Here is a 26,932-nt window from a genome sequence, read left to right as displayed (position 1 = left end):
TTCGGAAGCAACGGATTTGGCGGCCGACCACCGGCGCATGCTCGCTGACCTTGCCGACCGGCAGCGGCTGCGCCGGCTGATACCCCCGCAGGGTGTGGACTTCTCGTCCAACGACTATCTCGGGCTTGCCAGGTCGCCGCGGATCGCCCGGGCCATTCGCCAGGCGCTCGACCGCGGCGTGCCCACGGGATCGGGCGGGTCGCGGCTCCTCCGGGGGAATCACCCGGAGCATGAACTGCTGGAGGAGGAAGCCGCGCGCTTCCTCGGAAGCGAGGCGGTCTTGTTCTTTTCCAGCGGTTTTGCGGCGAATGCGGCCCTGTTCGCGACGCTGCCACAACGCGGCGATCTCGTGGTCCACGATGCCCTCGTCCATGCCAGTGCGCACGAGGGCATGCGCCTTGGCCGCGCCGAGTGCGTCGCCGCCACGCATAACGACCCGACCGCGTTCGAGAACGTAATCCGTGCCTGGCGCCACGGCGGCGGGAAGGGCCGCGTCTGGATCGCGCTGGAGAGCCTCTACAGCATGGACGGCGACCGGGCACCGCTCGATGCCTTCCGCGCTCTCGCGGACGAGCGCGAGGCCTTCCTGCTCATCGACGAGGCGCATGCGACCGGCGTGTTCGGCCCGGAAGGCCGCGGGCTTGCGGCGCATCTGGAGGGATTGGAGAACGTCATCGTCCTGCGTACCTGCGGCAAGGCGCTCGGCTGCGAGGGCGCGCTGCTGACCGGTCCCGCTTTCATGCGCGATTTCCTCATCAACAGGGGGCGGGGGTTCATCTTCTCGACGGCCCCGTCGCCACTGATGGCCAGCGCCGTGCGCGAGGCGCTGCGCATTCTCGCCGGCGAGCCCGAACACCGCCAGGCGCTCGTTGCGCGGATCGACGAGGCGGCGCGCCTTCTTAGCCCCCTCGGTGCGGTCTGCCGGGGCACGCAGATCCTGCCAGTCATCATAGGTGACGATGCACGGGCGATGGCAGCTGCGTCGGCGATCCAGGCGGCCGGCTATGACGTGCGCGGCATCCGGCCGCCGACGGTGCCGGCGGGGACTGCGCGGCTGCGTATCTCGGTCACGCTGAACGCAAGCCTCGACGATATCGCCGGCCTCGCGGCCACGCTCGAGGAGGTGCTGACATGAGCCGCACGTTTGTGGTGACCGGCACCGACACCGGCGTCGGCAAGACCGTGTTTTCCGCTGCGCTGGCGGGCAGTCTCGGCGCGTTCTACTGGAAGCCGGTCCAGGCAGGGCTGGACGAGGGCACCGATAGGGGCACGGTGGCCGACTTGTCCGGCTTGCCGGCGGATCGCATTCTGCCGGAAGCCTATCGGCTCACCACGCCTTGCTCGCCACATCGCGCCGCCGAGATCGACGGGGTCGAGATCGATCCCGCTCGCCTGCGAATGCCCGAAGTGGCTGGCCCGCTTGTCGTAGAGGGCGCGGGCGGAGCAGCGGTCCCACTCCGCGCCGATTACCTCTATCTCGACCTCTTCGCTGACTGGCGCGCGCCGGTCATCGTCGTGGCGCGCACGGCGCTGGGCACGATCAATCACAGCCTGCTGACGATCGAGGCGCTGCGATCGCGCGGGATCGCCATCCACGGCATTGCGTTCGTCGGCGAGCCCCATCAGGACAGCGAGGCGGTCATCTGCCGGATCGGCGGCGTGAAGCGTCTCGGCCGGCTGCCGCATCTGCCCGAGCTCGATGGCGCGGCGCTGCGTGCCGCCTTCAATGCCAATTTCGATCTCGAGGACTTCCGATGACGCGTAGCCCCGTCTGGCACCCGTTCACCCAGCATGGGCTGGAAGAGCCGGTCCCGCTGGTGACACGCGGCGAGGGCGCCATCCTCTGGACCGAAGACGGGCGGAGGATCATCGACGGTATTTCCTCGTGGTGGGTCACCACACACGGCCACGGCCATCCGCGGATCGTGCAGGCGATTGCCGAGCAGGCCGCAAAGCTCGACCAGGTCATCTTCGCAGGCTGGACGCATGAGCCGGCCGAGACGCTGGCCCGCGGCCTCGTCGATCTGATGCCGGATCCGCTGGCGCACGTGTTCTTCTCGGACAGCGGCTCGACCAGCGTCGAGGTCGCGCTCAAGATGGCGCTGGGCTACTGGCTTCACCGAGGCGAGCCGCGCCACCGGATCGTGGTGATGGAGCACAGCTACCACGGCGACACGATCGGCGCGATGTCGATCGGCGCGCGCGGCGTGTTCAACCGCGCCTATGCGCCGCTGCTGTTCGACGTGATCGAGATCCCGTTCCCGCACGATGGGGCCGAGCAGGCGACGCTCGACCGGCTCGAGGCCATTTGCCGCGAGGAAGCGCCCGCGGCGCTGATCGTGGAGCCTCTGATCCTCGGCGCGGGGGGCATGCTGATCTATACTCCGCGGGTCCTCGCCGAGATGCGGGCGATCTGCGCCCGCCACGGCGTGCTCTTCATCGCGGACGAAGTCATGACCGGCTGGGGCCGGACCGGTTCGCTGCTGGCGTGCGAGCAGGCCGATGTCGTGCCGGATATCCTGTGCCTGTCGAAAGGCCTTACGGGCGGCGCCATCCCGCTCGCCGTGACGATGGCGACGCCGCCGATCTTCGACGCCCATTACTCCACCGACCGCTCGCGCGCGCTCTACCATTCGTCGAGTTACACCGCGAACCCGATCGCCTGTGCGGCGGCCAATGCCAACCTCGCGATCTGGCGGGAGGAACCCGTTCGTGGCCGCATCGACGATCTTGCGGCCCGGCAGGCGCGACATCTGGATGAAGCAGCATCGCTGCCCGGCGTTGCGCGGGCGCGCCGCATCGGCACGATCGCCGCACTCGATGTCGAGGTGCGGGACACCGGCTATCTCTCGGCGGTCGGACCGCGGATGCTCGCCCGCTTCCGTGACGGCGGGCTGCTGCTTCGCCCGCTCGGCAACACCGTCTATGTCATGCCGCCCTATTGCATCGAGGAGACGGACCTCGCGGCGCTCTACGCGGGAATAGCCGGCGCGCTGCACGAACTCGCTGGCTGATCATTCGCCAGGATAAACGACGCCTTCCTCGACGACCCGCGCGCCATCGGTCATTCGCGCCGGTTCAATACGCCCCTGTCCCATCAGGTGGAGCACCGTCCGCCCGCGCGACAGCAGGTAGTCCGAGATGATGCGGCGATGGCAGCGCCACCAGACGGCTTCGGAGCACATGATGGCACACGGTGTCTCGTCGGCAAGTGCCTCGAGTTCGCTCAGGCCGGTGTGAAAGCTCTCGGACAGGGCATAGTCGGCGTAGTTGTGGAAGCTCTGGTTCTGCCAGAAGGCGTTGACCTCCGGATCCACCTCGCGCTGCCGCGACCGCCGACCGCCCAGTTCCGCGATGTAGCGATGCCGGATCTGCCACTCGCCGAGCGCCTCGGGCAAGGTGTCGAGGTTGTATTGCGGATTGGTCCGCGACCGCGGGATGCTCCGCACATCGACCACGCAGCGGACGTCGGCGGCGCGCAGGATCTCGACGAATTCCTCCAACGTGCGCGTCGAATGGCCGATCGTATGGACCGGCTTTGCGTCGGTTTGCGAACTCACGTTTCGGCCTCCAGCGCGCCTCGCACGTGCGCGCGGAGCTCAGGCAGGACTTCGGCTTCGAACCAGGGATTGTCGCGCATCCAGATGTGCGAGCGCCATGACGGGTGGGGAAGGGGGAAGTAGTCGGGCAGGAAATCACGAAACCGGCCCACGCGCTCGCGCATCTTGCCCGGGCCCAGTGCGTCCCGCTGAGCGTAAGTGCCGACCAGCAGAGTCAGGCGGATCTGCGGCATCAGCGCCAGCAAGTCCTCGCGCCAGAGCTGCGCGCATTCCGGACGCGGCGGCGCGTCGCCGCTCTTCGCGCGGCCCGGATAGCAGAAGCCGATCGGGAGGATCGCGATGCGGCGCGCGTCGTAGAACTCGGCGTCGGCGACGCCCATCCATTCGCGAAGCCGGTCGCCGGAAGCATCGGCGAAGGGGACGCCCGATGCGTGCACTTTGCTTCCCGGTGCCTGGCCCGCGATCAGCAACCGCGCCGTCGGCGAGATCTGGAACACTGGCCGCGGCTCCACCGGCAGCACGGTGGCGCATGCGCGGCATGCCCGGGCGGAGGCGGCAAGTTCGTCGAAGTCGGTCACAGGAGGTGTCACACGATAGCGAACGAACGGCCCCGCGAAACTATCCATGTCATCCCGCGCGCCCTTACGCCGCGAGGAACGACCAGATCTGCTGCACGCACAGGACGAGGAACAGCAACGCCGCCGCCGCGAGCACGCCGTTCGACAGCCAGCCATTGCGATCTTCGGCCGGAACACGCTTCGAATTGAGCAGCAGCAGAAGCGTGACCGCCAGGAACGGCATGAAGAAAGCCCCGACCACGCCGTAGATGATGACGAGCAGGAACGGCTCGTCGAAGAACAGCAGCAGCATCGGCGGGAAGGTGAGCCAGGCGAGATAGGCGCGGAATGGCCATTGGCGCTCGGGTCGTTCGCTCCGCTCGGTCTGCCCGCGCATATGCTCGACGAAGTCGGAGAACAGCAGGCTCACACCGTGCCAGACGCCGAACAGCGACGACATCGCCGTCGCGGCGAACCCGACGAGGAAAGCGATCGCCACCGGCTGGCCAAACCGCTCCTCGAGCACGTCGCTGAGGTTGAGGAGGCCCCTGTCACCCGCCGCAAGGGCGATCTGCGCACTGTGCAGCAGCTCGGCGCCCACGATCAGCATTGCGACGACGAATGTCCCGGTGACCGCATAGGCGACGCCGTTGTCGAGCCGCATCATCGGAATCCACGCTGGCCCCCGCCATCCCTTGGTGTTCACCCAGTACCCGTAGGCCGCGGTGGTGATCGTCCCGCCGACGCCCCCGATCAGGCCGAGCGTGTAGAACACCGATCCTTCCGGCAGCGAAGGAACGAGGCCGCCAAGGACGCCGCCCAGACCCGGGGCAACGAGGACGGCGAGGCCGGTGATGACCACGAACATGACGGCGACGAGCACCTTCATCACCCGTTCGAAGGTCTCGTACCGATTGAGCGCGACGAACAGGAAGCTGGCGACGCCGGCGACGATCGCCCAGGCGGGCAGGGGCAGGACCGGGAACAGGACCGCGAGCGGCAGAGCTGTCGCGCTCATCGCGGTTGCGCCGTAGATGAAGCCCCAGACGAGAATGTAGATGCCGAAGTACCAACTCGTCCATGCACCCAGCGAGCGCCAGCCTTCGAAGATCGTCGATTCGGTTGAGAGATGATAGCGCGCCGCGCCTTCCGACAGGGCGATCTTCACGATGCAGCCGAGCACGGCCGCCCAGAGCAGCGCGTAGCCGAACCGCGAACCTGCGACGAGCGTTGCTACCAGATCGCCCGCGCCGACGCCGGTGGCCGCAGCGACGAGGCCGGGGCCGATCAGCTTCCAGCGGTTCGTGCGCGGAGGGGACGTGCGGTCGCTGTCCGGTTCGCTCGGCGCACGATCCTCTGGCTGCAACTGTCGCTCCCCCGCTCGCAAATCCGCCTCACTACGAGGCTCGCGCCGGTCCCTCGGCTCGCGTCTTCGTGCGTGTGGCTCTACAGTCCCTGCGCCGTCATGGCCACTGCCGGTCGGCTGCGAAACAGATGGCAGTCATCGCTGTCCGGCCGCCAGTCCGGGCCAGCCGCGTGTTTCTCGACAAGCGTGCCGATAACATAGGGCGGCTCGCATCGCGCGGTCGCGAGATCGCCGCTGCTGTGCGGGTGACGCAAGCCGGCGCGGTGCGCGATTTCATGAGCGAAAGTGTTGGCGATCGACGGCACCGAACGCGGCAATGCCGCCCTGTTCAACAGGATCGGACCGTCGGCCGATCCGTCGTAGGCCACGTTGCCGAAGAAGGTTTTGAGAAACCAGCCGCGCAAGCCCCCGTAAGTGGCGACCCTTTGCCCGGGGATACCGGCCTTCAAAGCTGCGATGGTGGCGGCCGGGTCCACTGCCGCCCATGCCGCGGCATGCTCGCCGTCCGTTCCATGGCGCGCGATGAAAACCTCTAGGTCCTCGGCGAACTCCCCGGAGTGGAGCGCATCGACGGCCTGCCTCGCCGCCAGTGAGAAGGCCGCCCGCTGATCGTCCGGCACCTCGATCGTCCCGAAGCATACGGCAGACTGCGCGCCAGAGCCGCACGGGGGCTCCTGCGCCTGCGCCCTCGACGCTGTGAAGACGGCCAATGCCAGCACGGCGGCCAAGCGCCAGCGGTTGCACGTTGCCATACGATCTCCCTCTCCACCGCAAGTTCAGAGCAGCGGCCCGGGGATCGCGCAAGCCCAAAGAAATTCGGGCAAGACGGTGGATCGGCAGTACCGAATCTGCAAAGGATACAAGCGTCGGGCGACCGTCTTCAAACTGTAAAGGAATGTAAAATCGACGCTTTGGCGCTTGGAATACGGGCCGTCACGATGTCCTGAGGGCGCGGACTGACGCAAGGGAATGCGGAACCTTCCGTGCGACGACCCGACGCGTGTTTCAGCGTTTCCTCCAGGGGCAGAATGTATCGATGCGCATAGCGATTCTCGAAGACGACCCCACCGTTGCGGACCAGTTGAACACGACCCTGTCCGCAGCCGGGCATCACTGCTTCACCTTTGAGACCGGGAAGCAGTTGATGAAGTTCCTCCGCAGCGAAACAATCGACATGCTGCTGCTCGACTGGAACGTTCCGGACATGTCGGGGCTCGAGATCGCACGCTGGGTGACCGATACGATCGAGGCGTCGCCGCCGATCGTGATGATCACAGTCCGCTCCGTGGAGGAAGACGTCCTCGCCGCTTTCCGCGCCGGTGTCGACGACTACGTGACCAAGCCGGTGCAACCGGCCGTTCTGCTCGCACGGATCGATGCAGTCGTGCGCCGCGCCTATCCGGAGCCGCCGAAGGACAGGTTCGAGCAGTTCGGCCTGTATCGCTTCGATGTCCAGGCGGCGGAGGTCAGCGTTGCCGGCGAGGTCATACCGGTCACGATGAAGGAGTTCTCGCTTGCACTCCTGCTTTTCCGCAATCTCAACCGCAGCCTGTCGCGGTCGTACATCTTCGAATCCGTCTGGGGCGGAAATCCCGATGTGCAGACGCGCACGGTCGATACGCACGTTTCGAAAGTGCGGGCGAAACTGAAGCTTCGGGCCGATCACGGCTTTCGGATTGTTCCACTATACGGCTATGGGTACCGGCTCGAACCGACGGGTTAGCTTGGGGGTACCATGCGCTGGCGACTTCTTCTTCTGCCACTGCTCGCGGCTACGCTGCAGCCTGTTTCGGCAGGCGCCCAGCAGTCGGAGGGGGCGGAGGTGGTGCTGTACCCCATGCGCGAAGGCGACAGCCTCTACGAGCTCGCGCAGCAGCACTTCCGGCGGATCGAGGACTATGCCATCGTCCAGCGGCTCAACCGCATCGGCAATCCGCGGCGCATCGCGATCGGGCGGTCCATACGCATTCCCAAGCACCTGTTGCGGTACGAGCCGGTCACGGCCCACATCATCTCGTTCCGTGGAGCCGTGCAGCTTCGCCGCGACGGCCGCCTGCTCACCGTGTCGCCAGGGATGGCGGTGCACGAGGGCGACGAACTGGCGACCGCGGCGAATTCCTTCGTCTCCATGGGTCTTCCGGACCAATCCGCGGTGGCGCTGCCGTCGCAGAGCAGGGTCACGGTCCGGCGCTTGCGCAAGCTGTCGCTGACGGGAGCCGTGGAGCGTCTTTTTGCGGTGGAACAAGGACGGGCGAAGGCGATCGTCTCGCCACTTAACGAGGCCGACGAGTTTCGTATTTCAACGCCGATCAGCGTCTCGGCCGTGCGCGGGACCGAATTTCGGATCCGCTATGATGCGGCCGGCAAGCAGGCAGCGACCGAGACGCTCTCGGGTGAAGTGACGATGGCGAGCTCGGGAGAGGTGAGCCGCGATCTTCCCGCCGGATTCGGCGCGGTTGCAGCGGGCACGGAGCTGAGCGCGCCGGTCGCGCTGCTTCCACCGCCGCGCCTCACAAATCCAGGCGAGACTCAGGACCAACGTGAGCTCGCGTTCGAACTGGAGCCGCTCCCAGGGGCGAAGGCCTACCACGTGCAGATCGCGCAGGACGCGGGCTTCCTCGACGTCGCGACCGAAACCACGGTACAAACGACCGAAGTTCGCCTGCCGCCGATCGAGGACGGAACCTGGTTCGTGCGCGTGGCCGCTATAGACGGCCATGGCCTCGAAGGGATGTACGAGACTTACGGGTTTCAGCGGCGACTGAACGATATTTCGGGCACCGCCACGGAGACTCGGACGGGCGACTACCGCCAGTATCTCTTTCGATGGAGGGTGATGGGCGACGGCGAGCGGCAGTTCCGGTTCCAACTCTCGCGTCAGGAAGATGGGAGCGACCCGGTCGTGGACGAAGTTGGCCTGACCGAGCAGAGCTTCGCGGTGACCGATCTTCCACCGGGCACCTACTACTGGCGGGTCATGGCGCTGCAGTTCGTGGACGGCGAAGTGCATGAGAACTGGTCGCCGACCGAGCGACTGACCATCAGCCCCGACCAATGATCCGGCGAACCGGGCAGCGGCGCCTGGCTGCCGAGTGGTGGCTGGTCGCGCTGCTGTCCTCGGCGCTGGCGCTGCTTCTGGTTCACGACCGCACAACGCAGGGGCTCGACGCGCTGCTCTACGATGTCCTCCTGCAGTTCGATCGCCACGATCCCGATCCGCGTATCCTGATCGTGGCGATCGACGATCACAGCACGCGTGAGACGGGCGCCTGGCCCTGGTCGCGACAGGTGCAGGCGGAGCTCCTGGGGAAGCTAGGCGAAGCCGATCCGGTTGCCGTCGCCTACGACGTTCTGCTCGTCGATCCCAAGGCCGGAGACATGGCCCTCGGGCGTGCCATGGCCGGTCCGGCGCCGGTCTTCGTTCCGTTGCTGATGCGGGCGCCGGGCACCAATGGCGCGCCGTTCGACATCATTCCGCCCGTTCCCGCCGTGCGCGAGGCGGCGGCCGGGATGGGACATGTCAATCTGCTCCCCGACAGCGACGGAAAGGTCAGGCGGACGCAGCTGATCGCTGGGGACGAGCGCGGCCGCTGGCCGCATCTGATGGTGCTGATGCAGCGCGCGGCCGATCCTTCCGCCGACCTGCCCGAAGAAGGCCAGCGACCGCTCCTGATTCCGTTCGCAGGCTCGGCCGGGCACTTCCCGACGATCGGCGCATCGTCGGTCCTGCGCGGTGAAGTGCCGGCCGAGCTGCTGCGCGATCGGCTCGTGCTGGTCGGCGCCACGGCGGAGGGGCTCGGCGATCGCTATGCCACAGGCGGGGGTAACCCCGGCGGCATTCTGCCGGGGATCGAAGTTCAGGCCCACCTGCTCGACGGCCTCCTGTCGGACAGGATGATTGCGGAGGCGAGCCTCTGGTCCCGGGTCCTTCTCGCGCTTGTGCCGCTCTGGGTGCTGCTGGCCGCCTTGCGCGTGCTGCAGCCCTGGGCGCTCGTCGCGCTGATCGCCGGGCTGGCAGTCCTCCTGCTCGCGGCTGCGGCAGCGGCGCTGCTGGGGTTCCGCCTGTGGCTGACACCCGTGCCCGGACTGGCTGCTCTCGCGGTGGTCTATCCCTTGTGGGGTTGGCGGCGCCTGGCCGCCGCGAACAGCTACATGATCGAGGAGCTCGAGCGCTTCCGAGCGGAGCCGGACGTGCTCGCTCCTGCGGGTCCGCTGCCGTCCGCTCCCGATCCGGTGTCGCGGCAGATGGCGCTGCTCAATGATGCGATCGGGCAGAGCCGCAATCTGCGCCGCTTCGTGACCGAGAGCCTGCGCCAGTTACCCGACGGTGTGTTCATCGCCGATCGCAGCGGTGCGATCGTTCTCGCCAATGCCGAAGCCGAAGCACTTGCGGAGGAACTGGGGCTCGCACCGGACGAGCGCGATCTGCCTGCGCTTTATGCGCGCTTCCAGCCCGTTCCTGCGGCCGAAGGGCGGCTCGAGCCCGAAGGAAGCGACCTGCCGCCCTGGCCGGCGCCGGAAGAACCGGGGCGCTATCGTGCGCGCTCCGCCAGCGGTCGCTCCTTCGAAATTCGCGTGGCGCCGCGCTGGTCCGCCAGCGGTGAGTTGCTCGGCTGGGTGGTGCGGACGACAGACATCACCACCTTGTCAGAAGCGCTGCGCCAGCGAGAAGATATGCTGGAATTCCTCTCGCACGACATGCGCTCGCCGCAGACCTCGATCCTGGCCCTGCTCGCCGATATCGGTGGGCAGCAGGTCGACCCGCAGATCGTAGGACGGATCGAGAGTCATGCCCGGCGCACGATCGCGCTGGCCGAAGGCTTCGTGCAGCTCGCACGGGCCGAATCGCTCCCTTACCAGCCGGAGCCGGTCAACGTGGCCGACATGCTCGTCGATGCGCTCGACCAGCTATGGCCGCGCATCACTGCCAAGGACCTGAATGTCGAACTGACCGGCGAAGATGCCACTTTGTTCGTGGCGGGCGAACGCTCGCTGCTGACGCGGGCGGTCGTCAATCTGATCGAGAACGCCGTCTATCACAGTCCGCCCGGAGCGCGCCTGCGCTGCTCGATCGACGTGATCGAAGAGCAGGGCGATCCGATGGTGACCTGCACCATCGCCGACGAAGGACCGGGCATTGCGCCGGATCACCTCGCCGTCCTGTTCGAGCGGTTTCGGCAGGCGCCGGGGAAGGGGCAGGGCAATGGCGTCGGACTGGGCCTCGCCCAGGTTCATACCGTCGCCGCCCGGCATGGCGGCTGGGTTCGCTGCGAAAGCCGCGTGGGCGCGGGCTCTACCTTCGTGCTCGGTCTTCCGCTGCTCAGCGAGCCGGAGGAATATCCTGACGAGGGCGAGGCGCCAGCATCGTCGCGATGAGCGGCTCCAGATGTTCCTGCACGTCGTCCGTCCCGCTCCTGACCGCGGCAGTCGAACGATAGATCTCCTGTCCGCTCCCGCTCTCGCTCATACTGACGGTCACCCCGCGCACGATCTGCCGGCTACCGAGCCACGGCCGTCGGAGCCATTGCTGCTCTTCGGGATCGGGCACGAGCGCTCCGACCGTCGCGGGACGTTCCGAGGTGCCGATCTGAATCACATAAGCAGGCTTGTCCGATTGTTCGAACCCGAGCTCGGTCAGCTGCTCGGAGATCAGATCCTTCACGTAGGACGGTGCGTCCTGCGAGAGGATCCGGTAAGTCCCTCCCTGCGGCAGGGTCCCCCGCGAGGCCGTGATCGGTTCATGCGTCGCGCAACCCGCCAATGCGGCGATTGCGAGCAAGGCGGTGAGCTTGGGGAACTTGCGCATGTCGGAGCGATACTCGCCCTGCGGCGCGCCGTCATCCCCCACCGATAGCGGAATTTTTACCGGCGGACGGCTCCGCTGCTTTGGTCCTCCCCAGACCGTTCCTGTTCGCCCGAGGCCGAGCCGCCCAGACCAGCGCGTCGCGGATAATGTAGAACATGTCCGTCTGGTCGGTCAGGCCGGTGAAGTTGATCGCACGCGGACCATAGGCCGCGACGCGAAGCTGCGCGCCGGTATGGCCCTGCGACCCCTCTTCGGCGGTGCCGTAGCTGATTGTCATCACGGCCTCGTCGTGCGTTCTGAGCGCCGCTGTCAGGCCTGGCGCGCGGGTGCCGTTGCCGACGATCTGGCTGCTGTGCGCATGGTCGGCGGTCACGATCACCAGCGTGTGGCCATCGGCGCGCGCAAAGGCGAGCGCGACCTGCACGGCCTCGTCCAAATCGACGGTCTCGCCGATCTGGCCGCAGGGATTGGCGGCATGGTTCTGCTTGTCGATCGAGGCGCCTTCGACCTGCAGGAAGAAGCCGTCCGCGTCGTCCTTCAGCAGTTCGATCGCTTTTTCGGCCATGGCAGCGAGCGTCGGGAGGGCTTCGGTCCGTTCGGGATTGTCGGCGCAGTGAACCGGCGGCTGGTCGAGATTGCCGTGATACGAGGCCTTCGGGCCGGTCCAGCGCACCGGCATGACGCCGGGCGCGAACAGGCCGAGCAGCGGCCGGCGCTGGTCCGCTTCCCCCACCGCCTGCAGCTCCTCTGCGTCGTGAACGATCGCGTAACCGCGCGCTTCGGCCTGCTGCAGCAGCGTGCGCCCTTCGAACGGTCCGGCCTTGGCGACCTCCGCGAACGTGGCCTCGCCGCCGCCCAGCAGCACGTCTGGCCGCAGCGCCAGCGCCTGTTCCGCGATCGATCCGGCGCCGCCGTTTTCGAGCGCATTGGCCGGGCACACCTCGCTCGTCGCGACCGGGCCGTAGCACTTGCGCTGCGTCACGTGCGCGATCTGCGCCGCCGGCGTCGCATCCTCGATCTCGCCGCTGGTGACGTTGCCGGTGGCGAGGCCCGCCGCCTTCGCCATCTCGAGCAGCGTCGGATGCGGCCTGGCGTGGATGTCGACGCCGATCGCGCCGTTGTAGGTTTTCACGCCCGAGGCCCAGGCGGTCGCGGACGCGGCGGAATCGGTCACGTAGTTGGGCTTCCCGGTCTCGCGATCGAGCGCGTAGTGCGTGTACTGGCCCGAGACCGGCAGCGCATCGATGCCCTTGAACGCGCCGCCAGCGCCCTCGGCATAGTTGCGCGCGATCGTGATCTCCGAATCGCCCATGCCGTCGCCGATCAGCAGGATGACGTTGCGCACGTCGCGCTCCGCCAGCATGTCGCGGTAGCGCTCGGTCATGTCGTCGCCGATGCGGCGCGCACCCGCTGGCACGCTCAGGTCGCCTTGCGCCGCGCGCGTCGGATCGGCCGCGGGCGTTGCGGCCCGATCCTGACCGGACGCGGGCACTGCGGCCAGCGCACAAAGCAGCAAGATCGACGGGCGGCGAAGTGGAAGCGGCATTGGTTTATCCTGACGTATGAACTTGAGGAGAGCGGTCAGCGCGTCCGCCCTTCGAGCGGTTCGGCGTCATCGAGGCCCGGAATGTGCGGGCCTCGAATCCGGGGCGCCGCAGCGCGGGGTCGTCCGACGTGCCGGCAAAATGACTGCCGTGCGGATCGTATAGACGTCGGGGTCGATCCAGTCGGACGATCAGAACTGCGCGCGCACGCCGAGGCTGATGCGACTTCCCGAGAATTCGTAGGTGGTCGGGAAGGCGGGATCCATCGTGTACCCAGTCGTCGCCTCGTCGGTGATGTTGATGCCCTGGAGTTCGACCCGGAAGTTGTCGGTCACCTGATAACTGACGGCGAGGTCGACCTGGCCGTAGGCGTCGCGATAGACCGGATACATGTTCCGCTCGATCCGCTCCACATAGGCGCTCTTGTGGTTGTAGGATACGCGCGCCGCGAACGGGCCGCGTTCGTAGAAGAGCGTCGCGTTATAGGTGTTGTCGGAAAGCCCGATCGGCGATGTCGGAATGTCGAGATCGGACTCGCCTGTCAGCGAACTGTCGAGGAAGGTGTAGTTGGCGTTCACGCCGAAGCCTTCCAGCGCTTCGTGGAACCACCGGAACGGCACGACCGCGACCAGTTCGACGCCGCTCACCTTGTACGAACCATCGGCGTTCACCGGCTGGTAGACGTCGAAATCGTAGACCCCGTCGATCGTGCCGTTGGCATTGTACTTGGTGACATCCTCGACCACGCCGGTGAGCTCGTTCTGCACCACGCCCTTGATGTTCTTCCAGAAGTACGACGCTGCGAGCAGACCGTCGCTGCCGAGATATTTCTCGATGCCGACTTCCCACTGGTCGGCGTAAGTCGGCTTGAGGCTGGGGTTGCCGTCGGTGAAGCGGAACTCGTTCCAGCTCGCCGTGCGCTTGTAGGCGAGGTCGGTCAGTGCCGGGCGGATCAGCGTCTGCGAGGCGGCCGCGCGGATCAGAAGGTCGCTCGCCAGCTCGATATGCGCGTTGAAGGACGGCAGGACCTTTTCGTAGCTGCCCTCGCTCGAGACCGGCTCGTCGGTATAGCCGGTCGAGCCGTCGGGGTTCTGCACCTGGTGGAAGCCCGACGAGCGCACGGTCGTCTTGATGTAGCGTGCGCCCGCATTCACGAAGACGGGCATGGAGGCGATGTCGAACTCGAAGTCGGCCATGCCGTAGGCGGCGATCGTCTCTTCCTTCACGCGGTAGAACTGGCCGTCATCGAACGGCGAGAGGAAGCCCTCGGGGCGGAAGAAATCGCGCGCGTAGTCGTTGGAGATCTGCTGCCAGTCGAGATCGCCAGCCTGATAGTCCTTGCCGCCGACGATCTCGGTTACGTAGCCGAGCTCGCTGTCCGCCAGCGTCCGCTCGTTCACGTACGAGGTATCGCCGCGGGTTGGCCCCTGGATCTTCTCCTCGCCGTACTGACGCTCGGTCGTCTTGTTGGTGTAGCGCGAACCGAAGTTGACGCGCTTCAGCACGCCGTCGAAGTTATAGGTGACGTTGAGCTGGGCCGTGTACTTGTCGTCCTCGATCTCTTCGTAGGTCGTCTCGTAGGCCTCGAAGAGATAGGATTGGGGCGAGTTGTACATGTCGATCGTGTTCGGATCGTCGCTCGGGATCGTCTCGCCGCCGGTTTCGGTATAGCGGGTGCGCGACGGGGCGTAGGCGACATGCTTCAGGTTCGCATTGTCGCGCGATTTGCTGGCGCTCGAATAGCCGGCCAGCAAATCGATTTCCCAGTTGCCGGGCGCCCAGTTCATTTCACCGCCGAATTGGCGATAGTCGGTTTCGGTGATCCGTTCCTTGCTCAGAAACTCGTGCTGGGTTGCCGTGTACGACACGTCGCGCAGGACGACGATCCCGCTGTCCGCCAGCGTTGTGTCGTCATATTCGTGAATGACGTCGAGGGTCGATCGGCTCGAAGCGGAATAGGCGGCCGCGTCGTACTCGTCCTCGACGGTGTCGAACGAGCCCAGGAAGGCGTCGAACGTCACGCTGAACTGGTCGCTCGGGCGGTATTGCAGCGAACCCGAGAAGCCCAGCTTGTCCTGATCGTTGAGGTAGATCCGGTCGCCGACCTTGTCGAGGAACACCACGCGGTTGACCTCGTCGGGATCGCCGACATCGTCGAACACGATACCGGCGTCGCGCTCCAGCACGGCGAGCGCCTGATCCGTCTGCGCATTCCCCCGGTCGGTCCAGCGTGAGATCGGTCGGAAGTTGATGCCGGAGTTGGAATCGGTGCGATTGGTCCTCTGGCCCTTCGACACCGAGAGGAGCACGCCGAAGTCCCCGAACGTGTGGCTCGCAAGGAAGGAGAACTGCGGATCGATCTCTTCCGAAATCGAGTTGTACGCACCTTCCACGGAGCCCACCACGCGCAGCCCCGGATTATCGAACGGGCGCGCGGTGCGGATCTTCACCGAACCCGCGATGCCGCCTTCCTCGTCCGCCGCGGTCGGCGACTTCTGGACGGTGACCGACTGGATCAGCTCGGAAGCGAAGATGTCGAACTCGACGTCGCGGCCACCCGAGCCGGATGCGGTGGCGAGATCGTTGATCGTCACCAGCGTGAACTCGGTCGGCAGGCCGCGGACGTTGACGCGCGTGCCGAGGCCTTTCTCGCGCTCGATCGTGACGCCCGGAATGCGCTGCAGCGCCTCCGACAGGTTCTGCTCGGGGAAATCTGCGATGTCGGTGGCGACGATCGAATCCGAAAAGCCGATCGTCTCGCGCTTGATGTCGATCGCTTCCCGGAGGCTCTGGCGGTAGCCGGTGACCACGATGGCGTTTGCTTCGGCTTCGGCTGCGGTCGATGCGTCCGCTTCCGCGACCGGCGCAGTCTGCGCGAAGACCGGCGCAGCGGACAGTGCGGCGAATGCGACCCCGGCAAGAAGACTCGAGGCGCGGACGTTTACGGTACTCTTCATTTTCGCTCATTCCCCCTGGAATTCACGCCAGTCGGGCGGCGGCATACGCGCGGCGCGCCGGGCTCCGGGATGGGAGCTCAGGCAGCCGCAATCAGCGGAGGCATCGCCTTGGACGAATGCACCGCCTTGCCCCTTCGTGGCTGTTCCGATGTGAACGAGGGCGCTGGTGGGGAAGAGTTGTTACGCCTCCTTTGCGGATTCATTGCGAAGGCGTGACGGGCGTCGTTTTTTGTGCGGGTCGGTCGGCGGGCGCGCACGAGCCGGTTTCCGGGAGCAAGTGTCCCACGGCTCGTTGGTCAGTCGGAGTCTTCGTCGATCCGGAAGACTTCGCCGCCTGTCGCATCACGATAGAAGTCCACCCGTTCGCCGTTCCAGTGATAGTCGAGGTGGCGCCCCTGAACCGGATGGGAGGCCAGATCGGGGTGGAACAGCGCGGTACATTCCCCGTCACGGTCGCGGCAGCTCGGATAGGCAATGCCGTCGCTGCCGGCAGCGCGCAGCGCGGTGGCGAGCTTCCGGCTGGCATCATGACTGGCGGGGTCGAGCACTTCGTCGAAGGCGTTGGCGCCGTCCCTGAGGTCGTGTGCGTCGAGCGCGATGTCGAGGACGATCTCGCGGAACTGCGATGTCCAGCCTTCGCTCTCGCGCGTGCGGGCCATGAAACGGGCGTGATGATGGATGGTTTCGGCGAGTGCCGTCTTGAACCGGTCCGCGACGTACAAGACTCCGTAACTGCCATCGGTGAATCGGCTGAGACGATCGCGGCTGACATGCGTGAACGGTGCCATCAGGTACGATGCGCCGGGCCCACTGACCCGGCGGGCTGGCGGTACGAGATCGATATTGCCAATTGTCTCCATGAGGCGCGGATTGGTCTTCTGCTCGGCCGAAACGAGCAGAGGCCAATCCTCTGGATCGGCAATGTCTTCGAACAGATCGATAGGCGGATGAACGCTGCGGATAATGCGCCGCGCGCGCCGCCATTCGATGCGGCGGACGGGGACGGTCGCTGGATCGATCACCAGCCGCCGCGCTCGGCGTCGAGATAGCGCCGCACCCGCATCAAATCGGTGAGTTCTCCGCCCAGCATGACATCGATCGCCGAGCGTCCGCCGAATGCTTCGCTGGGCTCCTTGATCCATCGATAGCCGCGCGCGGCGTCGGTGAAGATGATACGGAGCGCCTTGTGAATGCCCATCAGGTTCGACAACCGCGCCTTGCCGTCGCGACCGATGCGGCCCGGGTCTCCTGCCTTCCAGCGGCGGTAGCTGCGGACGCCGATGTCGAGCAGCGTCGCGGCTTGTTCGTCGGTCAGACCCCAATGGCCGAACAGACGCACCGCTGCTCGGAACATCGCGCCGGCCTCGGCGTCGGTGATTGGATTGGGGACGAAAGGCCCGGTTTCGGTATCGATGCGTGTCAGAACGGCCATGGTGCGGCTCCTGTCATTTGACATTTTATATAGGCATTAATGTCAGATGGCAAGACTGCCCGCTCCGGGCGGGCGCCGACATTGAAGCAGTCCAGCCCCTCGGCGCCATTACCTGCTCAGGCGTTTGCCCACGGCGCCGACGCATTTGTGGTTGTCGTGCGGAAGACGGACGACCTCCGCGGACCGGTCGAGCGAGCAAAAGCTTTCCAAGGCAGGAGAGTTGGCGTAGCAAAAAAGAAAATTGTTTTAAAAAAGAGGAGGGGACCGGATGGTCAGTCGTCGAGAGTTCGTCGGAGGAGCCGCAGTGGGCCTGGCGATGATGCCGGCTGCCGGGCTTGGCAGGACGAATCGAGCGCCTGTGGCCACTGTGAACGGCGCGATATTCAACCGGGCACCTCTGGCGGATCAGCCTTTCGCTCCCCTGCCGCTGGGGGCCGTGCGAGCAAAAGGCTGGCTTGCGATGCAACTCGAGACGATGGCGGAAGGGCTGACCGGCCGCCTCGACGAGTTCTATTCGCTGGTGGGCCCGCAGAACGCGTGGCTGGGGGGCGAGGGCGACGCTTGGGAACGAGGGCCATACTGGCTCGACGGCTTGGTCCCCCTTGCTCACATCCTCGATAACCAGCGTCTCAAGGACAAGGCCCAGCCGTGGATCGAGTTCGCTCTGCGCAGTCAGCAGCCGAGCGGATATTTCGGCCCGCCTGATGATCGAGGAACCGGCAAGGACGAGAATGGAATCCAGCGAGCCAACTCGGCGGACTGGTGGCCCCGTATGGTCATGCTCAAAGTGCTCCAGCAGCACCACGAGGCTACGGGGGATCGCCGGGTACTGGATTTCATGTCGCGCTATTTCACGTACCAGCAGCGGCAGCTCCCGACCCAGCCGCTCGACCACTGGACCGAATGGGCGCGGCATCGCGGTGGCGAAAACACCGCAAGTGCGCTCTGGCTGTACAATCGGACGGGCGAGCGGTCGCTGCTCGAGCTGGCCCGCACCCTCGTAGGCCAGACGAGCGACTGGACCGCCGGCTTCGCCGCAGAGCAGCCGCCGACCGCGCACGGGGTCAACGTGGCCATGGGCGTGAAGCAGCCCGCGCTGGCTTATCTTCTTGATGGTCGCTCGGAGCACATCGATGCGATCCGCCACGGTCTGGCGTTTCTCGAGCGCGATCACGGTCAGGTCACGGGAATGTTCTCGGGCGATGAGCCGCTCCACGGTACCAACCCGATCCAAGGCACCGAACTCTGCACCGTGGTGGAGTTCATGTTCTCACTGGAAGCGCTCGGCCAGATCACCGGCGACGTGGCTGTTCTCGATCGCTTGGAACGTATCGCCTACAATGCGCTGCCTGCGCAAACGACCGAAGACTACATGGCGCGGCAGTACTTCCAGCAGCCCAATCAGGTGATGATCAGCCGCGATGTCGAGCAGTATGCGCAGCAGCATGGCGGCACCTCCCAACTGATCGGTCTGTTGGATGGTTACCCGTGCTGCACCGTCAATATGCATCAGGGCTGGCCCAAGTTCGTCCAATCCATGTGGGCGGCGAGCGCGGACGGCGGACTGGCGGTGCTAAACTACGGCCCCAGCAACGCGCGCGTCACTATCGGCGGTGTCGAGGTCCAGGCAGAACAGCAGACCTCCTACCCGTTCGAAGACGGCGTTCGGATCGTACTCCAAACCGCCCGGCCGATGGCCTTTCCGCTTCACCTTCGCATTCCGGGCTGGGCCGAGGGAGCGACGATCAAGATAAACGGCCAGGATGAGACGCCCGTCTCCTCCGGACGGATCGCGAGACTCGAGCGCGTCTGGCGCACGGGCGATACCGTGGAGCTGATCTTCCCGGCGAAGATCACGCGCAGCATGTGGCACAAGCAGCTCGTCAGCCTGGAACGCGGCCCCCTGGTATTCGCCCTTCCGATAGGCGAGGAATGGCACAAGATCGGTGAACGGAGCGGCATCGCCACCTCTGAGGTCTTTCCGACGACGCCATGGAACTACGCGCTGGAACCCGGAGCCGCCGTCAGTCTCGATCGTGCCGCTGCCGTTTCGGACTGTCCGTGGATCGACGCCAACGCGCCGTTCAGCCTGAGCACCACCGGACGCAGGATTCCGGGATGGGATCGATACCACCAGACCCATGGCTCCTTGCCGTTCAGCCCGGTGTCGACCGATGCGCCGGCCGAGACGCTGCGGCTCGTTCCATACGGATGCACGCTACTCCGCATGTCCGAATTCCCGATCGTGAAGGCCTGATCCCATGAGCAACACGCACTTCGCATCGCCGGCGCAAGGGCGCCTCACCGCAATCATGATCCTGACTGCGGCCGGCGCGGCGCTCGGCGGTCTGCTGTTCGGGCTCGACACGGCGGTGATTTCCGGCACGACCTCCGCGCTCCAGGAGCGTTTTGCGCTCAGCGACGCGCAGCTTGGCTTCACCGTGGCTTCGGCGCTGATCGGCACGATCGTGGGCTCGCTCGTCGCCGGCTGGCCGTCGGACCGCTTCGGCCGCAAGGCCGTGCTACTCTCGGTCGCCATCGCCTATGTCGTCTCCTCGCTCGGATCGGCACTGGCCGAGAGCTGGGCGGTCTTCCTCGCCTTCCGCCTCCTCGCCGGACTGGCGATCGGCGCGGCATCGGTCATCACGCCTATCTACATTGCCGAAGTGTCGCCCGCTCATGTGCGCGGGCGCCTGGTGGCGCTCAACCAGCTCAACATCGTCTTCGGCATCCTGCTGGCGTTCATTTCGAACTACGTCATCGCCGGGCTATTTCCGCCGGACACCGCATGGCGATGGATGTTCGGCATTGTCACCCTACCGTCTGCGCTGTTCCTGATGGTGACGCTGGTGCTGCCCGAGAGCCCCCGCTGGCTCGTCGCGGCCGGTCGTGATGCCCGTGCGCTCACGGTCATGGAGCGGCTCGGATTCGCTGATCCGGCCAGTGATGTACGCCGCATGCGGGAGGCGGCGGCGCGCGAGCTCGACGCGACGCGGGCGCAGCCCCGGCTGTTCAGCCGCGCCCATTCCTTTCCCGTGGCCTGCGCAATCGCGATCGCGATGTTCAACCAGCTCTCGGGCATCAACGCACTGCTCTACTACGCGCCACATATCTTCGAGTTGAGCGGGGCGGCAGCGGATGGCGCATTGCTGCAGTCGATTGCCATCGGGGGTACGAATCTCGTGTTCACGGTCGCCGCGCTGTTCCTGATCGACCACTTTGGCCGGCGGCCTCTGCTCCTCTTCGGATCGATCGCCACCGCGGCCGCGCTGTTCGTCGTCGCGTGGCAGTTCGAGAGTGCGCGGCCGGACGGCACTATCGTGCTGATCGGCCTGCTGGGCTTCATAGCAGCTTTCGCACTTTCCCAAGGCGCTGTGATCTGGGTCTTCATCTCCGAAATCTTCCCGAGCGCCGTCCGGGGCAAGGGGCAGGCGCTCGGCAGCACCGTTCACTGGGTGATGGCGGCCGCGATCACCTGGGCCTTCCCGGTGTTCGCCACCCGCCTGGGCGGATGGGTGTTCGCCTTCTTCGGCGCGATGATGCTGCTGCAGTTTCTCTGGGCCTGGAAGAAGATGCCCGAAACCAACGGCATCGCGCTAGAGGACATGAACCTGCAAAAGGCCTCTCGATGATCGGACGAGCCTGGGCTGGGGCGGCAGGAGACCCAGCTAGGCGTGCAAGCTGAACGCCGGAATCATCCCAACGGTTCGCGCCGGATTCGGCCTCAGGCCAGCCGTGCGACTGTCACCATGCGCACGAGATCGGACAAGGTTCTGGCCTGCATCTTCATCATCGCGTTGGCGCGGTAGACTTCGACCGTGCGCGCGCTGATATCGAGATCGAACGCGATCGCCTTGTTTGCCTGGCCCGCGACCAGCCCATCCATGACCTCGCGTTCGCGCGGGGACAGCGTGGCCATGCGATCGAGTATCTGCTGCCGCTCCGCTTGCGCGTGGTCCTCGCCCGCTTGCTGGGCCAGAGCGCCGCGGATCGCCGCCAGCATCGTCACGTCGTCGAACGGTTTTTCGATGAAGTCCGTCACGCCCGCTTTCATCGCCTGGATCGCCAGCGGTACGTCGGCATGTCCGGTCATGACGATCACGGGCACCGAGGCGCCACGCTCCTTCAACTCCTGAACCAGTTCGACCCCGCTACGTCCGGGCATGCGCACATCGGTGACGATGCACGCACCGGCCAGCGGCGGGGAGGACTTGAGAAAGGCATCGGCCGAAGCGAACGAACGCACTCTGATCCCAGAGACGTCGAGCAGGAACTCCAGCGAATCGCGGGCACTCTCGTCGTCGTCGATCACATAGACGATCGGCTCACTCGGCATCGTAGAGCTCCTCCTTTCCGACCCGCTGCACGGTAAAGCCGAACAGCGCGCCGCCGCCTGCGCGCGGCTGCCCCCAGATGCGGCCACCGTGCGCTTCGACGATCGTGCGCGAGATCGACAGGCCCACCCCCATACCCGCGCGCTTGGTCGTGATGAAGGGCTGGAACAGCCGTTCGGCAACCTCCGGGGCGATTCCATGGCCGCTGTCCGCGACTGTCACTTGTGCCATCCCGTCGTCCACCGGCTCGATGGAAATGGCAAGCTCGCGCTGGTCGGAGCCGGACTCTGCCAGCGCATCGACCGCGTTGCGCACCAGGTTGAGCACCACTTGCTGGATTTGCACTTTGTCGGCCAGGACGAGATCCACGTCGGGGCTGAACGCATATCGCACGCGAATGCCGTGCTCCTTGGCGCCGACCAGTGCCAGCGCGCTCGCTTCCTCGACCAGCTTGGGCAGGCTTTCGACCGAGCGCTCGATCTCGCCGCGCGCGACGAACTCGCGCAAGCGGCGAATGATGTCGCCGGCGCGGAGCGCCTCGGTCGCCGCCTTGTCTACCGCGTCTGCGACCCGCTCGTGCGGCACGTCGGGCCGGGCAAGCAGCATGCGGCTGCCTTTGAGGTAGTTGGCGATCGCCGAGAGCGGCTGGTTGATTTCGTGCGCGAGCGCCGAAGCCATCTCCCCGAGCGCGGTCAGGCGCGAGACGTGAACGAGTTCGTTCTGCAGTTCCTGCAGCCGCGCCTCGGCCTGCTGGCGCTCGGTCAGATCGCGGATAAAGCCTGTGAAGAAGCGCTGTCCCTCGGCGCTCATCTCGCCGACCGCCAGTTCGATCGGAAAGGTCGAGCCGTCCTTGCGCTCTCCCACGACAACGCGTCCCTTGCCGATGATCCGTTTCTCGCCAGTACGGTAGTAGCGATCGAGATAACCGTCGTGCGCGCTGCGGTAGGGCTCGGGCATGAGAAGCTGTACGTTGCGGCCCGCGACTTCGCCGGCGGTCCAGCCGAACATCCGTTCCGCAGCGTGGCTGAAGTCGCGGATCAGGCCGCGTTCGTCGATCACCACCATGGCGTCGGGTACCGTCTCGAGGATCGACCGCAGGTGCGCCTCGCGCCGTGCGAGGCCCGCGGCGGCGGCCTCGGTCTCGACCCGCGCGCGCTGGAACCACTCACCGCCAAGCGCAATGGCAAGGCCGAAGAGCACGAAGGCACCGGCCGCGATCAGGCTGCCGCTTTCGAGAGGGGCCGTCATCCGCTCGCACCACAGACCTGCTGCCGCGCCACCGAGTGCGGCCAGCCCGCCGGCGCGAAGACCCGAAAGCGCGCTTGCCACGACCACCCCCGGCACGAAGAAGATGAACGTGGCCCGCTGCCCCAGCTCTTCGGCGAACAGCAGACGGACCGCCGCTCCGGCCGCGATAGCGAGCACGGCCAGCATCAGCGCAGTCGGAACCGACAGGCGCGGAAGGAAGCGGCTGGTAAAGGCCGCCCGGGCCACCTCCGGTAAAGCCCTTAGGGACCTGAGGTTAGGGAGATCATCCAAATTTCGCGGCTCCCTTCGGCTCCGTAGATGGGGCGTACTTCCGGCGCACGGATCGCGCCGCCAAGTGGAGAAGTTCAATGACCGCACCCTTCATCGATCTCGGCATTCATCACAAGCCCCGCGGGGTCTCCGATCGGATCGCCTTCGGCTTCACCAAGGCGCTGCGCTGGTGCGCCGACACGTTCTTTGCCGAGCGTTACGGTCATCGCGCCGTCGTGCTGGAGACCGTCGCCGCCGTGCCGGGCATGGTCGGCGCGACGATCAACCACCTCGCCTGTCTGCGCCGCATGTGCGACGACAGGGGCTGGATCAAGACGCTCATGGACGAGGCCGAGAACGAGCGCATGCATCTGATGACCTTCATCGAGGTCTCCAAGCCGACGCTGTTCGAACGGGCGGTCATCATCGGCGTGCAATGGGTGTTCTACCTGTTCTTCTTCGCGCTCTATCTCGTCAGCTCGAAGACGGCGCACCGGGTGGTCGGCTACTTCGAGGAAGAGGCGGTGATCAGCTACACGCACTACCTCGCCGAAATCGATGAGGGGCGCAGCGAGAACATTCCGGCGCCGGAGATCGCCAAGCGTTACTGGGGCCTGCCCGAGGATGCGACGCTCCGCGACGTGGTGCTCGTGGTCCGCGCCGACGAAGCGCATCACCGCGACGTCAACCATGGCTTTGCCAACGAGCTCGCGGGGTTGCCAGTCGGCGCAGTGGCCGAATGCCCGCCGCACGTCGAACTGCAGCCGAACTGGAAGCGGGCCGCCTGATCGAAAGCGGCCACTGCGAGGACAGGACATGAGCACGCGATCGCCCATTCTGCTGTTCATCGGCGACCGTCCGGTCCTGTCCTCGCTCGAATTCGCGCTGGCGCTCGAAGGGTTCGACATCGTAAACGGCGCCGCGGAGGAGGTCGAAGTCTCCTCCGCCGGTTGCCTGGTCGTGGATCAGGGCTACTGCGGGGACGGCGCTGCCTTCCTCGCGGAACTGCGGCAAGATGGGCACGCGATGCCGGCAATCCTGCTGGTGACCAACCCGACCGCCAGCACACGTACCCGCGCCGGCGCCGCCGGCGCCGTCGTGATAGAAAAACCGCTCTTCGGCGAAGAGCTGACGCACGCCTTGCGCGGAGCGCTCGACCATTGTGAGGCCGCTTAAATTGACCGATCCCCTCATCACGGAAGACGACATCAACCGGCTGGTGCCGGAATTCTATGCTCGTGTTCGGCGGGATGCGCTGCTCGGTCCCATCTTCAATGGCGCGATCGACGACTGGCCGCATCATCTGGAGAAGCTCAAGGCCTTCTGGTCCTCGGTCATGCTCACCAGCGGCCGCTACAAGGGGAATCCCATGCAGGCGCACGTCCGCCACGACACTGCGATGACCGGCGAAGCGTTCGAGCGCTGGCTAGGTCTGTGGCGGGAAACCACCGACGACCTTCTCTCGCCTGCGGCTGCCGCAGCTTTCCAGGACAAGGCCGATCGGATTGCCGAGAGCCTCCAACTCGGCATTCAGTTCTATCGCGACAGGGCCGCGCGACCATAGCGAACGCATGGCACGCGGTATTCGCGATGGATAGCCCCCCTCTGGCAATACCGGCTCTGCAACTCCCGCGCCACATAGCTATCGCTCGCTCCTCGCCGGCGCTAATGTCGTGGTGGCAGGCGATGCGTTCGGCAACTGTTCGAAGCAATGCTGGAAGATCACTCGCTATCGGGAGTGATCTCGAGGTTTTGGTTGGGCTTCTCTCAAACCGATGCGGTGCAGGGTATTTGACTTATCCATAACTGACGGGTTATGGGTTCGCGATGCCTGCGCCCGATCCCGATCCTCTTTTCCGAATGTTCGCCGACGCGAGCCGCCGGGCGATCTTCGAACGGCTGTGCCGCGAGGGAGAACTGACCGTGGGCGGCCTTACCCATGGGTCGGGGATCTCGCAGCCGGCGATCTCCAAGCATCTCGGCGTGCTGAAGGAGGGCGGGCTGGTCGAAGGGCGGCGGGCAGGGCGTTCCACCTACTATCGCGCGCTACCGGCCCGGCTGGCGTCGCTCGACGACTGGACCGGTCAGATGCGGACGTTCTGGGAAGCACGGCTCGACGATCTCGACGATCTGCTGACGAGGATGGACAATTGACCGCTAGCCCGAACGAAACCCGCACGCTCGTCGTCGAACGCGAGTTCGCGCATCCGCCCGAGCGGCTCTGGCGCGCGTTGACACAGAGCGATCTGCTCGCCGAATGGATCATGCCGAATGACTTTCGCCCGGAGGTGGGTGAGCGGTTCGAGATGGTGGCCGAGTGGGGCAAGGTCGAAGGGGAAGTCCTGGCGATCGAACCGTTACGGTCGCTGAGCTACCGTTGGAACGGCCCGGGCCTCGAGAGCGTGGTGCATTGGACGCTCGATGCAACGCCGGCCGGCACACGGCTGCGGATGGAACAGACCTCTGTGGATGGCTCCCGCGTTGCAAGGGCAAATGCGATGTGCTGGCGCTTGGGTCGGGTGCAGACTTCTGTCCGGCCTGTTGATGCAGCCATGAAGTAGACTGCTGGCCCTGATGGTGTCCGCGAACTGGGTCCCGAACTGGTTTACAGGCTGTATCGCCTCGGCCATTCGCTGGGTTGTCCCGGTTCCCGGTCTGACCGGTTCGCCATCATCTCGCTTTGCTCTCACAACTCCTGAAGTGGCTTTCGCCGCTATTCCGTTTTGCCTCTACGCCGCCAACGCAGGCACGTGGCGCTCACGATAGACTTCCCCGCGGGTCATGATGGCCCAGACGATTCTCGCTGTTTTGTTTGCCAAAGCCACGGTGACCACCCGTGCGGGCTTGCGCGCCAGCAAGGCGAGAACGTTGGGATCGACCGCCTCCGGTTTTCTTTTCGCGTTCCGCACCACTGCCGTCATGCCGACCACCAGGAGCTTACGAAGATACCTGTCGCCCATCTTCGAGATGCGGCCGAGCCGCTCTTTGCCGCCGCTGGACTTCTGAAGCGGGGTTAGCCCCAGCCAGGCCGCGAACTGCCGGCCAGAGCGGAACTGAGATGGATCACTGACCGACGCTGCGAGTGCCGTCGCTCCGATCGGGCCAATGCCCGGGATCGTCATGAGGCGGGTGGCAACGTCGCTCTTGCGCTGCCACCCGATCAGATCACGTTCGATCTCCCGTACCTGGGCGTGGACATCGAGGGCTTGCTGCGACAGCCGCTCAACGATGCGAAGAGCATCGGACGGCACGTCAGGCGCTTCCCCGTCGACGATCGCACGTGCCTTCTCCAAAGCTCGATTGATGCCTTGGGGGATGTCGATGCCGAACTCGGCCAAAAGCCCTCGCATCATGTTGATTAGCTGCGTGCGCTGCTTGACGAACAGATCCCGCGTGCGGTGCATCGACAGCGCCGCCTGCTGCTCCGCTGACTTCACCGGCACAAAGCGCATCGTGGGGCGCGTCACTGCCTCGCAGATTGCTTCCGCATCCGCAGCATCGGTCTTGCCGCGCTTCACGTAGGGCTTGACGTAAGCCGGCGGCATCAGCCGAACCTCATGGCCCAGCTTGATCAGCTCCCGAGCCCAGTAATGCGACGTGCCGCAGGCCTCCATGCCAACCACGCAAGGCGGAAGCTTCTCGAAGAAGGGAAGCATCTGCGAGCGCCGCAATGCCTTGCGAACAACGGCCGTGCCCTGTGCATCTACGCCGTGAACCTGGAAAACGTTCTTGGCCAAATCGAGACCGATCGTGCTAATATCCATCTGGGTGGCTCCCATTTTGCTCGTGAATACCTGACGGTCTTCACACCTTGGCACCTAGATGCCGTGAGCGGGAGCCATCCACCTCATCTGGTTT

25 protein-coding genes are annotated in these 26,932 nt (G+C 65.7%); 13 read left to right on the top strand and 12 right to left on the bottom strand.

What is annotated here, in order from left to right; translation table 11 throughout:
* The first annotated feature begins 37 nt into the window (after positions 1 to 37).
* Genes D2V04_RS10965 through D2V04_RS10955 form a run of 3 tightly spaced genes read left to right on the top strand, consistent with a single transcriptional unit; the run spans position 38 to position 3,014 of the window.
* Positions 38 to 1,135, top strand: a complete 1,098-nt coding sequence (locus D2V04_RS10965; RefSeq protein ID WP_228766384.1) for an 8-amino-7-oxononanoate synthase — start codon at positions 38 to 40, stop codon at positions 1,133 to 1,135.
* Positions 1,132 to 1,758, top strand: a complete 627-nt coding sequence (bioD, locus tag D2V04_RS10960) for a dethiobiotin synthase (protein ID WP_119513742.1) — start codon at positions 1,132 to 1,134, stop codon at positions 1,756 to 1,758. Before D2V04_RS10965 ends, bioD begins: the two co-directional genes overlap by 4 nt.
* Positions 1,755 to 3,014: an adenosylmethionine--8-amino-7-oxononanoate transaminase gene (locus D2V04_RS10955; RefSeq protein ID WP_119513741.1), complete on the top strand. Its 1,260-nt coding sequence runs from the start codon at positions 1,755 to 1,757 to the stop codon at positions 3,012 to 3,014. Before bioD ends, D2V04_RS10955 begins: the two co-directional genes overlap by 4 nt.
* Here D2V04_RS10955 and D2V04_RS10950 read toward each other — a convergent pair whose 3' ends face one another.
* From D2V04_RS10950 to D2V04_RS10935, 4 genes are all read right to left on the bottom strand, one after another.
* Positions 3,015 to 3,560: a DUF488 domain-containing protein gene (locus D2V04_RS10950; protein ID WP_119513740.1), complete on the bottom strand. Its 546-nt coding sequence runs from the start codon at positions 3,558 to 3,560 to the stop codon at positions 3,015 to 3,017. It lies immediately after the preceding gene.
* Positions 3,557 to 4,186, bottom strand: coding sequence for a uracil-DNA glycosylase family protein (locus tag D2V04_RS10945; protein WP_119513739.1), 630 nt, complete (start codon positions 4,184 to 4,186; stop codon positions 3,557 to 3,559). The genes D2V04_RS10950 and D2V04_RS10945 overlap by 4 nt, the downstream gene beginning before the upstream one ends.
* A gap of 16 nt (positions 4,187 to 4,202) precedes the next feature.
* Entirely contained in the window at positions 4,203 to 5,483 is a 1,281-nt protein-coding gene (locus tag D2V04_RS10940; protein WP_119513738.1) for an Nramp family divalent metal transporter, read from the bottom strand.
* 80 nt (positions 5,484 to 5,563) lie between these two features.
* A complete protein-coding gene (locus tag D2V04_RS10935) occupies positions 5,564 to 6,103 on the bottom strand; it encodes a hypothetical protein (protein WP_147391815.1) in 540 nt (179 codons plus the stop codon).
* Positions 6,104 to 6,519: 416 nt separating this feature from the next.
* Between D2V04_RS10935 and D2V04_RS10930 the strand changes: the two genes are divergently transcribed.
* The 3 genes from D2V04_RS10930 (at position 6,520) to D2V04_RS10920 (ending at position 10,859) form a co-directional block, all read left to right on the top strand.
* Positions 6,520 to 7,206 (top strand): response regulator transcription factor, encoded by a 687-nt coding sequence (locus D2V04_RS10930; protein WP_119514241.1) that lies wholly within the window; start codon positions 6,520 to 6,522, stop codon positions 7,204 to 7,206.
* Between the two features lie 99 nt (positions 7,207 to 7,305).
* Positions 7,306 to 8,541: a FecR family protein gene (locus tag D2V04_RS10925; protein WP_182849740.1), complete on the top strand. Its 1,236-nt coding sequence runs from the start codon at positions 7,306 to 7,308 to the stop codon at positions 8,539 to 8,541.
* On the top strand, positions 8,538 to 10,859 hold the full coding sequence (locus D2V04_RS10920) for a CHASE2 domain-containing protein (protein ID WP_119513735.1): 2,322 nt from the start codon (positions 8,538 to 8,540) through the stop codon (positions 10,857 to 10,859). The genes D2V04_RS10925 and D2V04_RS10920 overlap by 4 nt, the downstream gene beginning before the upstream one ends.
* Here D2V04_RS10920 and D2V04_RS10915 read toward each other — a convergent pair.
* The 5 genes from D2V04_RS10915 to D2V04_RS10895 all read right to left on the bottom strand — a co-directional run bounded on the left by D2V04_RS10915 (position 10,804) and on the right by D2V04_RS10895 (position 17,222).
* A complete protein-coding gene (locus D2V04_RS10915; RefSeq protein ID WP_119513734.1) occupies positions 10,804 to 11,331 on the bottom strand; it encodes a hypothetical protein in 528 nt (175 codons plus the stop codon). The two genes, D2V04_RS10920 and D2V04_RS10915, sit on opposite strands and share 56 nt — an antisense overlap.
* Positions 11,321 to 12,835, bottom strand: a complete 1,515-nt coding sequence (gene phoA, locus D2V04_RS10910) for an alkaline phosphatase (RefSeq protein WP_119513733.1) — start codon at positions 12,833 to 12,835, stop codon at positions 11,321 to 11,323. The genes D2V04_RS10915 and phoA overlap by 11 nt, the downstream gene beginning before the upstream one ends.
* Before the next feature lie 189 nt (positions 12,836 to 13,024).
* Positions 13,025 to 15,790 carry a TonB-dependent receptor gene (locus tag D2V04_RS10905; RefSeq protein ID WP_119513732.1) on the bottom strand — a complete coding sequence of 922 codons (2,766 nt, stop codon included), beginning with the start codon at positions 15,788 to 15,790 and terminating at the stop codon, positions 13,025 to 13,027.
* A 296-nt stretch (positions 15,791 to 16,086) separates the two neighbouring features.
* Entirely contained in the window at positions 16,087 to 16,812 is a 726-nt protein-coding gene (locus D2V04_RS10900) for an RES family NAD+ phosphorylase (RefSeq protein WP_119513731.1), read from the bottom strand.
* Positions 16,809 to 17,222 (bottom strand): MbcA/ParS/Xre antitoxin family protein, encoded by a 414-nt coding sequence (locus D2V04_RS10895; protein WP_119513730.1) that lies wholly within the window; start codon positions 17,220 to 17,222, stop codon positions 16,809 to 16,811. Before D2V04_RS10895 ends, D2V04_RS10900 begins: the two co-directional genes overlap by 4 nt.
* A 460-nt stretch (positions 17,223 to 17,682) precedes the next feature.
* Between D2V04_RS10895 and D2V04_RS10890 the strand changes: the two genes are divergently transcribed.
* Both D2V04_RS10890 and D2V04_RS10885 read left to right on the top strand, forming a co-directional pair.
* A complete protein-coding gene (locus D2V04_RS10890; protein ID WP_182849739.1) occupies positions 17,683 to 19,479 on the top strand; it encodes a beta-L-arabinofuranosidase domain-containing protein in 1,797 nt (598 codons plus the stop codon).
* 4 nt (positions 19,480 to 19,483) lie between these two features.
* Entirely contained in the window at positions 19,484 to 20,854 is a 1,371-nt protein-coding gene (locus D2V04_RS10885; RefSeq protein WP_228766382.1) for a sugar porter family MFS transporter, read from the top strand.
* 92 nt (positions 20,855 to 20,946) lie between these two features.
* Here the strand turns inward: D2V04_RS10885 and fixJ are convergent, their stop codons facing one another.
* Together fixJ and D2V04_RS10875 are read right to left on the bottom strand one after the other, a co-directional pair.
* Entirely contained in the window at positions 20,947 to 21,558 is a 612-nt protein-coding gene (gene fixJ / locus D2V04_RS10880; protein WP_119513728.1) for a response regulator FixJ, read from the bottom strand.
* Entirely contained in the window at positions 21,548 to 23,050 is a 1,503-nt protein-coding gene (locus D2V04_RS10875; protein WP_407672092.1) for a sensor histidine kinase, read from the bottom strand. The genes fixJ and D2V04_RS10875 overlap by 11 nt, the downstream gene beginning before the upstream one ends.
* 122 nt (positions 23,051 to 23,172) lie before the next feature.
* Here D2V04_RS10875 and D2V04_RS10870 point away from each other — a divergent pair, with 122 nt between their 5' ends.
* From D2V04_RS10870 to D2V04_RS10850, 5 genes are all read left to right on the top strand, one after another.
* Positions 23,173 to 23,862, top strand: coding sequence for an alternative oxidase (locus D2V04_RS10870; RefSeq protein ID WP_119513727.1), 690 nt, complete (start codon positions 23,173 to 23,175; stop codon positions 23,860 to 23,862).
* Between the two features lie 28 nt (positions 23,863 to 23,890).
* Positions 23,891 to 24,250, top strand: a complete 360-nt coding sequence (locus D2V04_RS10865) for a response regulator transcription factor (RefSeq protein ID WP_119513726.1) — start codon at positions 23,891 to 23,893, stop codon at positions 24,248 to 24,250.
* 1 nt (position 24,251) lies between these two features.
* Entirely contained in the window at positions 24,252 to 24,638 is a 387-nt protein-coding gene (locus tag D2V04_RS10860; protein WP_119513725.1) for a group III truncated hemoglobin, read from the top strand.
* 263 nt (positions 24,639 to 24,901) lie between these two features.
* Positions 24,902 to 25,228 (top strand): ArsR/SmtB family transcription factor, encoded by a 327-nt coding sequence (locus D2V04_RS10855; RefSeq protein ID WP_119513724.1) that lies wholly within the window; start codon positions 24,902 to 24,904, stop codon positions 25,226 to 25,228.
* Complete coding sequence (locus D2V04_RS10850) at positions 25,225 to 25,635, top strand: SRPBCC domain-containing protein (RefSeq protein WP_119513723.1); 411 nt, start codon at positions 25,225 to 25,227, stop codon at positions 25,633 to 25,635. The genes D2V04_RS10855 and D2V04_RS10850 overlap by 4 nt, the downstream gene beginning before the upstream one ends.
* A 168-nt stretch (positions 25,636 to 25,803) precedes the next feature.
* Here D2V04_RS10850 and D2V04_RS10845 read toward each other — a convergent pair whose 3' ends face one another.
* Positions 25,804 to 26,838, bottom strand: coding sequence for an IS110 family RNA-guided transposase (locus D2V04_RS10845; protein ID WP_119511379.1), 1,035 nt, complete (start codon positions 26,836 to 26,838; stop codon positions 25,804 to 25,806).
* Positions 26,839 to 26,932: the final 94 nt, after the last annotated feature.

Source organism: Pelagerythrobacter aerophilus (assembly GCF_003581645.1).
Taxonomy (GTDB): domain Bacteria; phylum Pseudomonadota; class Alphaproteobacteria; order Sphingomonadales; family Sphingomonadaceae; genus Pelagerythrobacter; species Pelagerythrobacter aerophilus.
The sequence above is the reverse complement of the archived record's forward strand: the minus strand, read 5'-3'. Positions and strand labels throughout refer to the sequence as shown.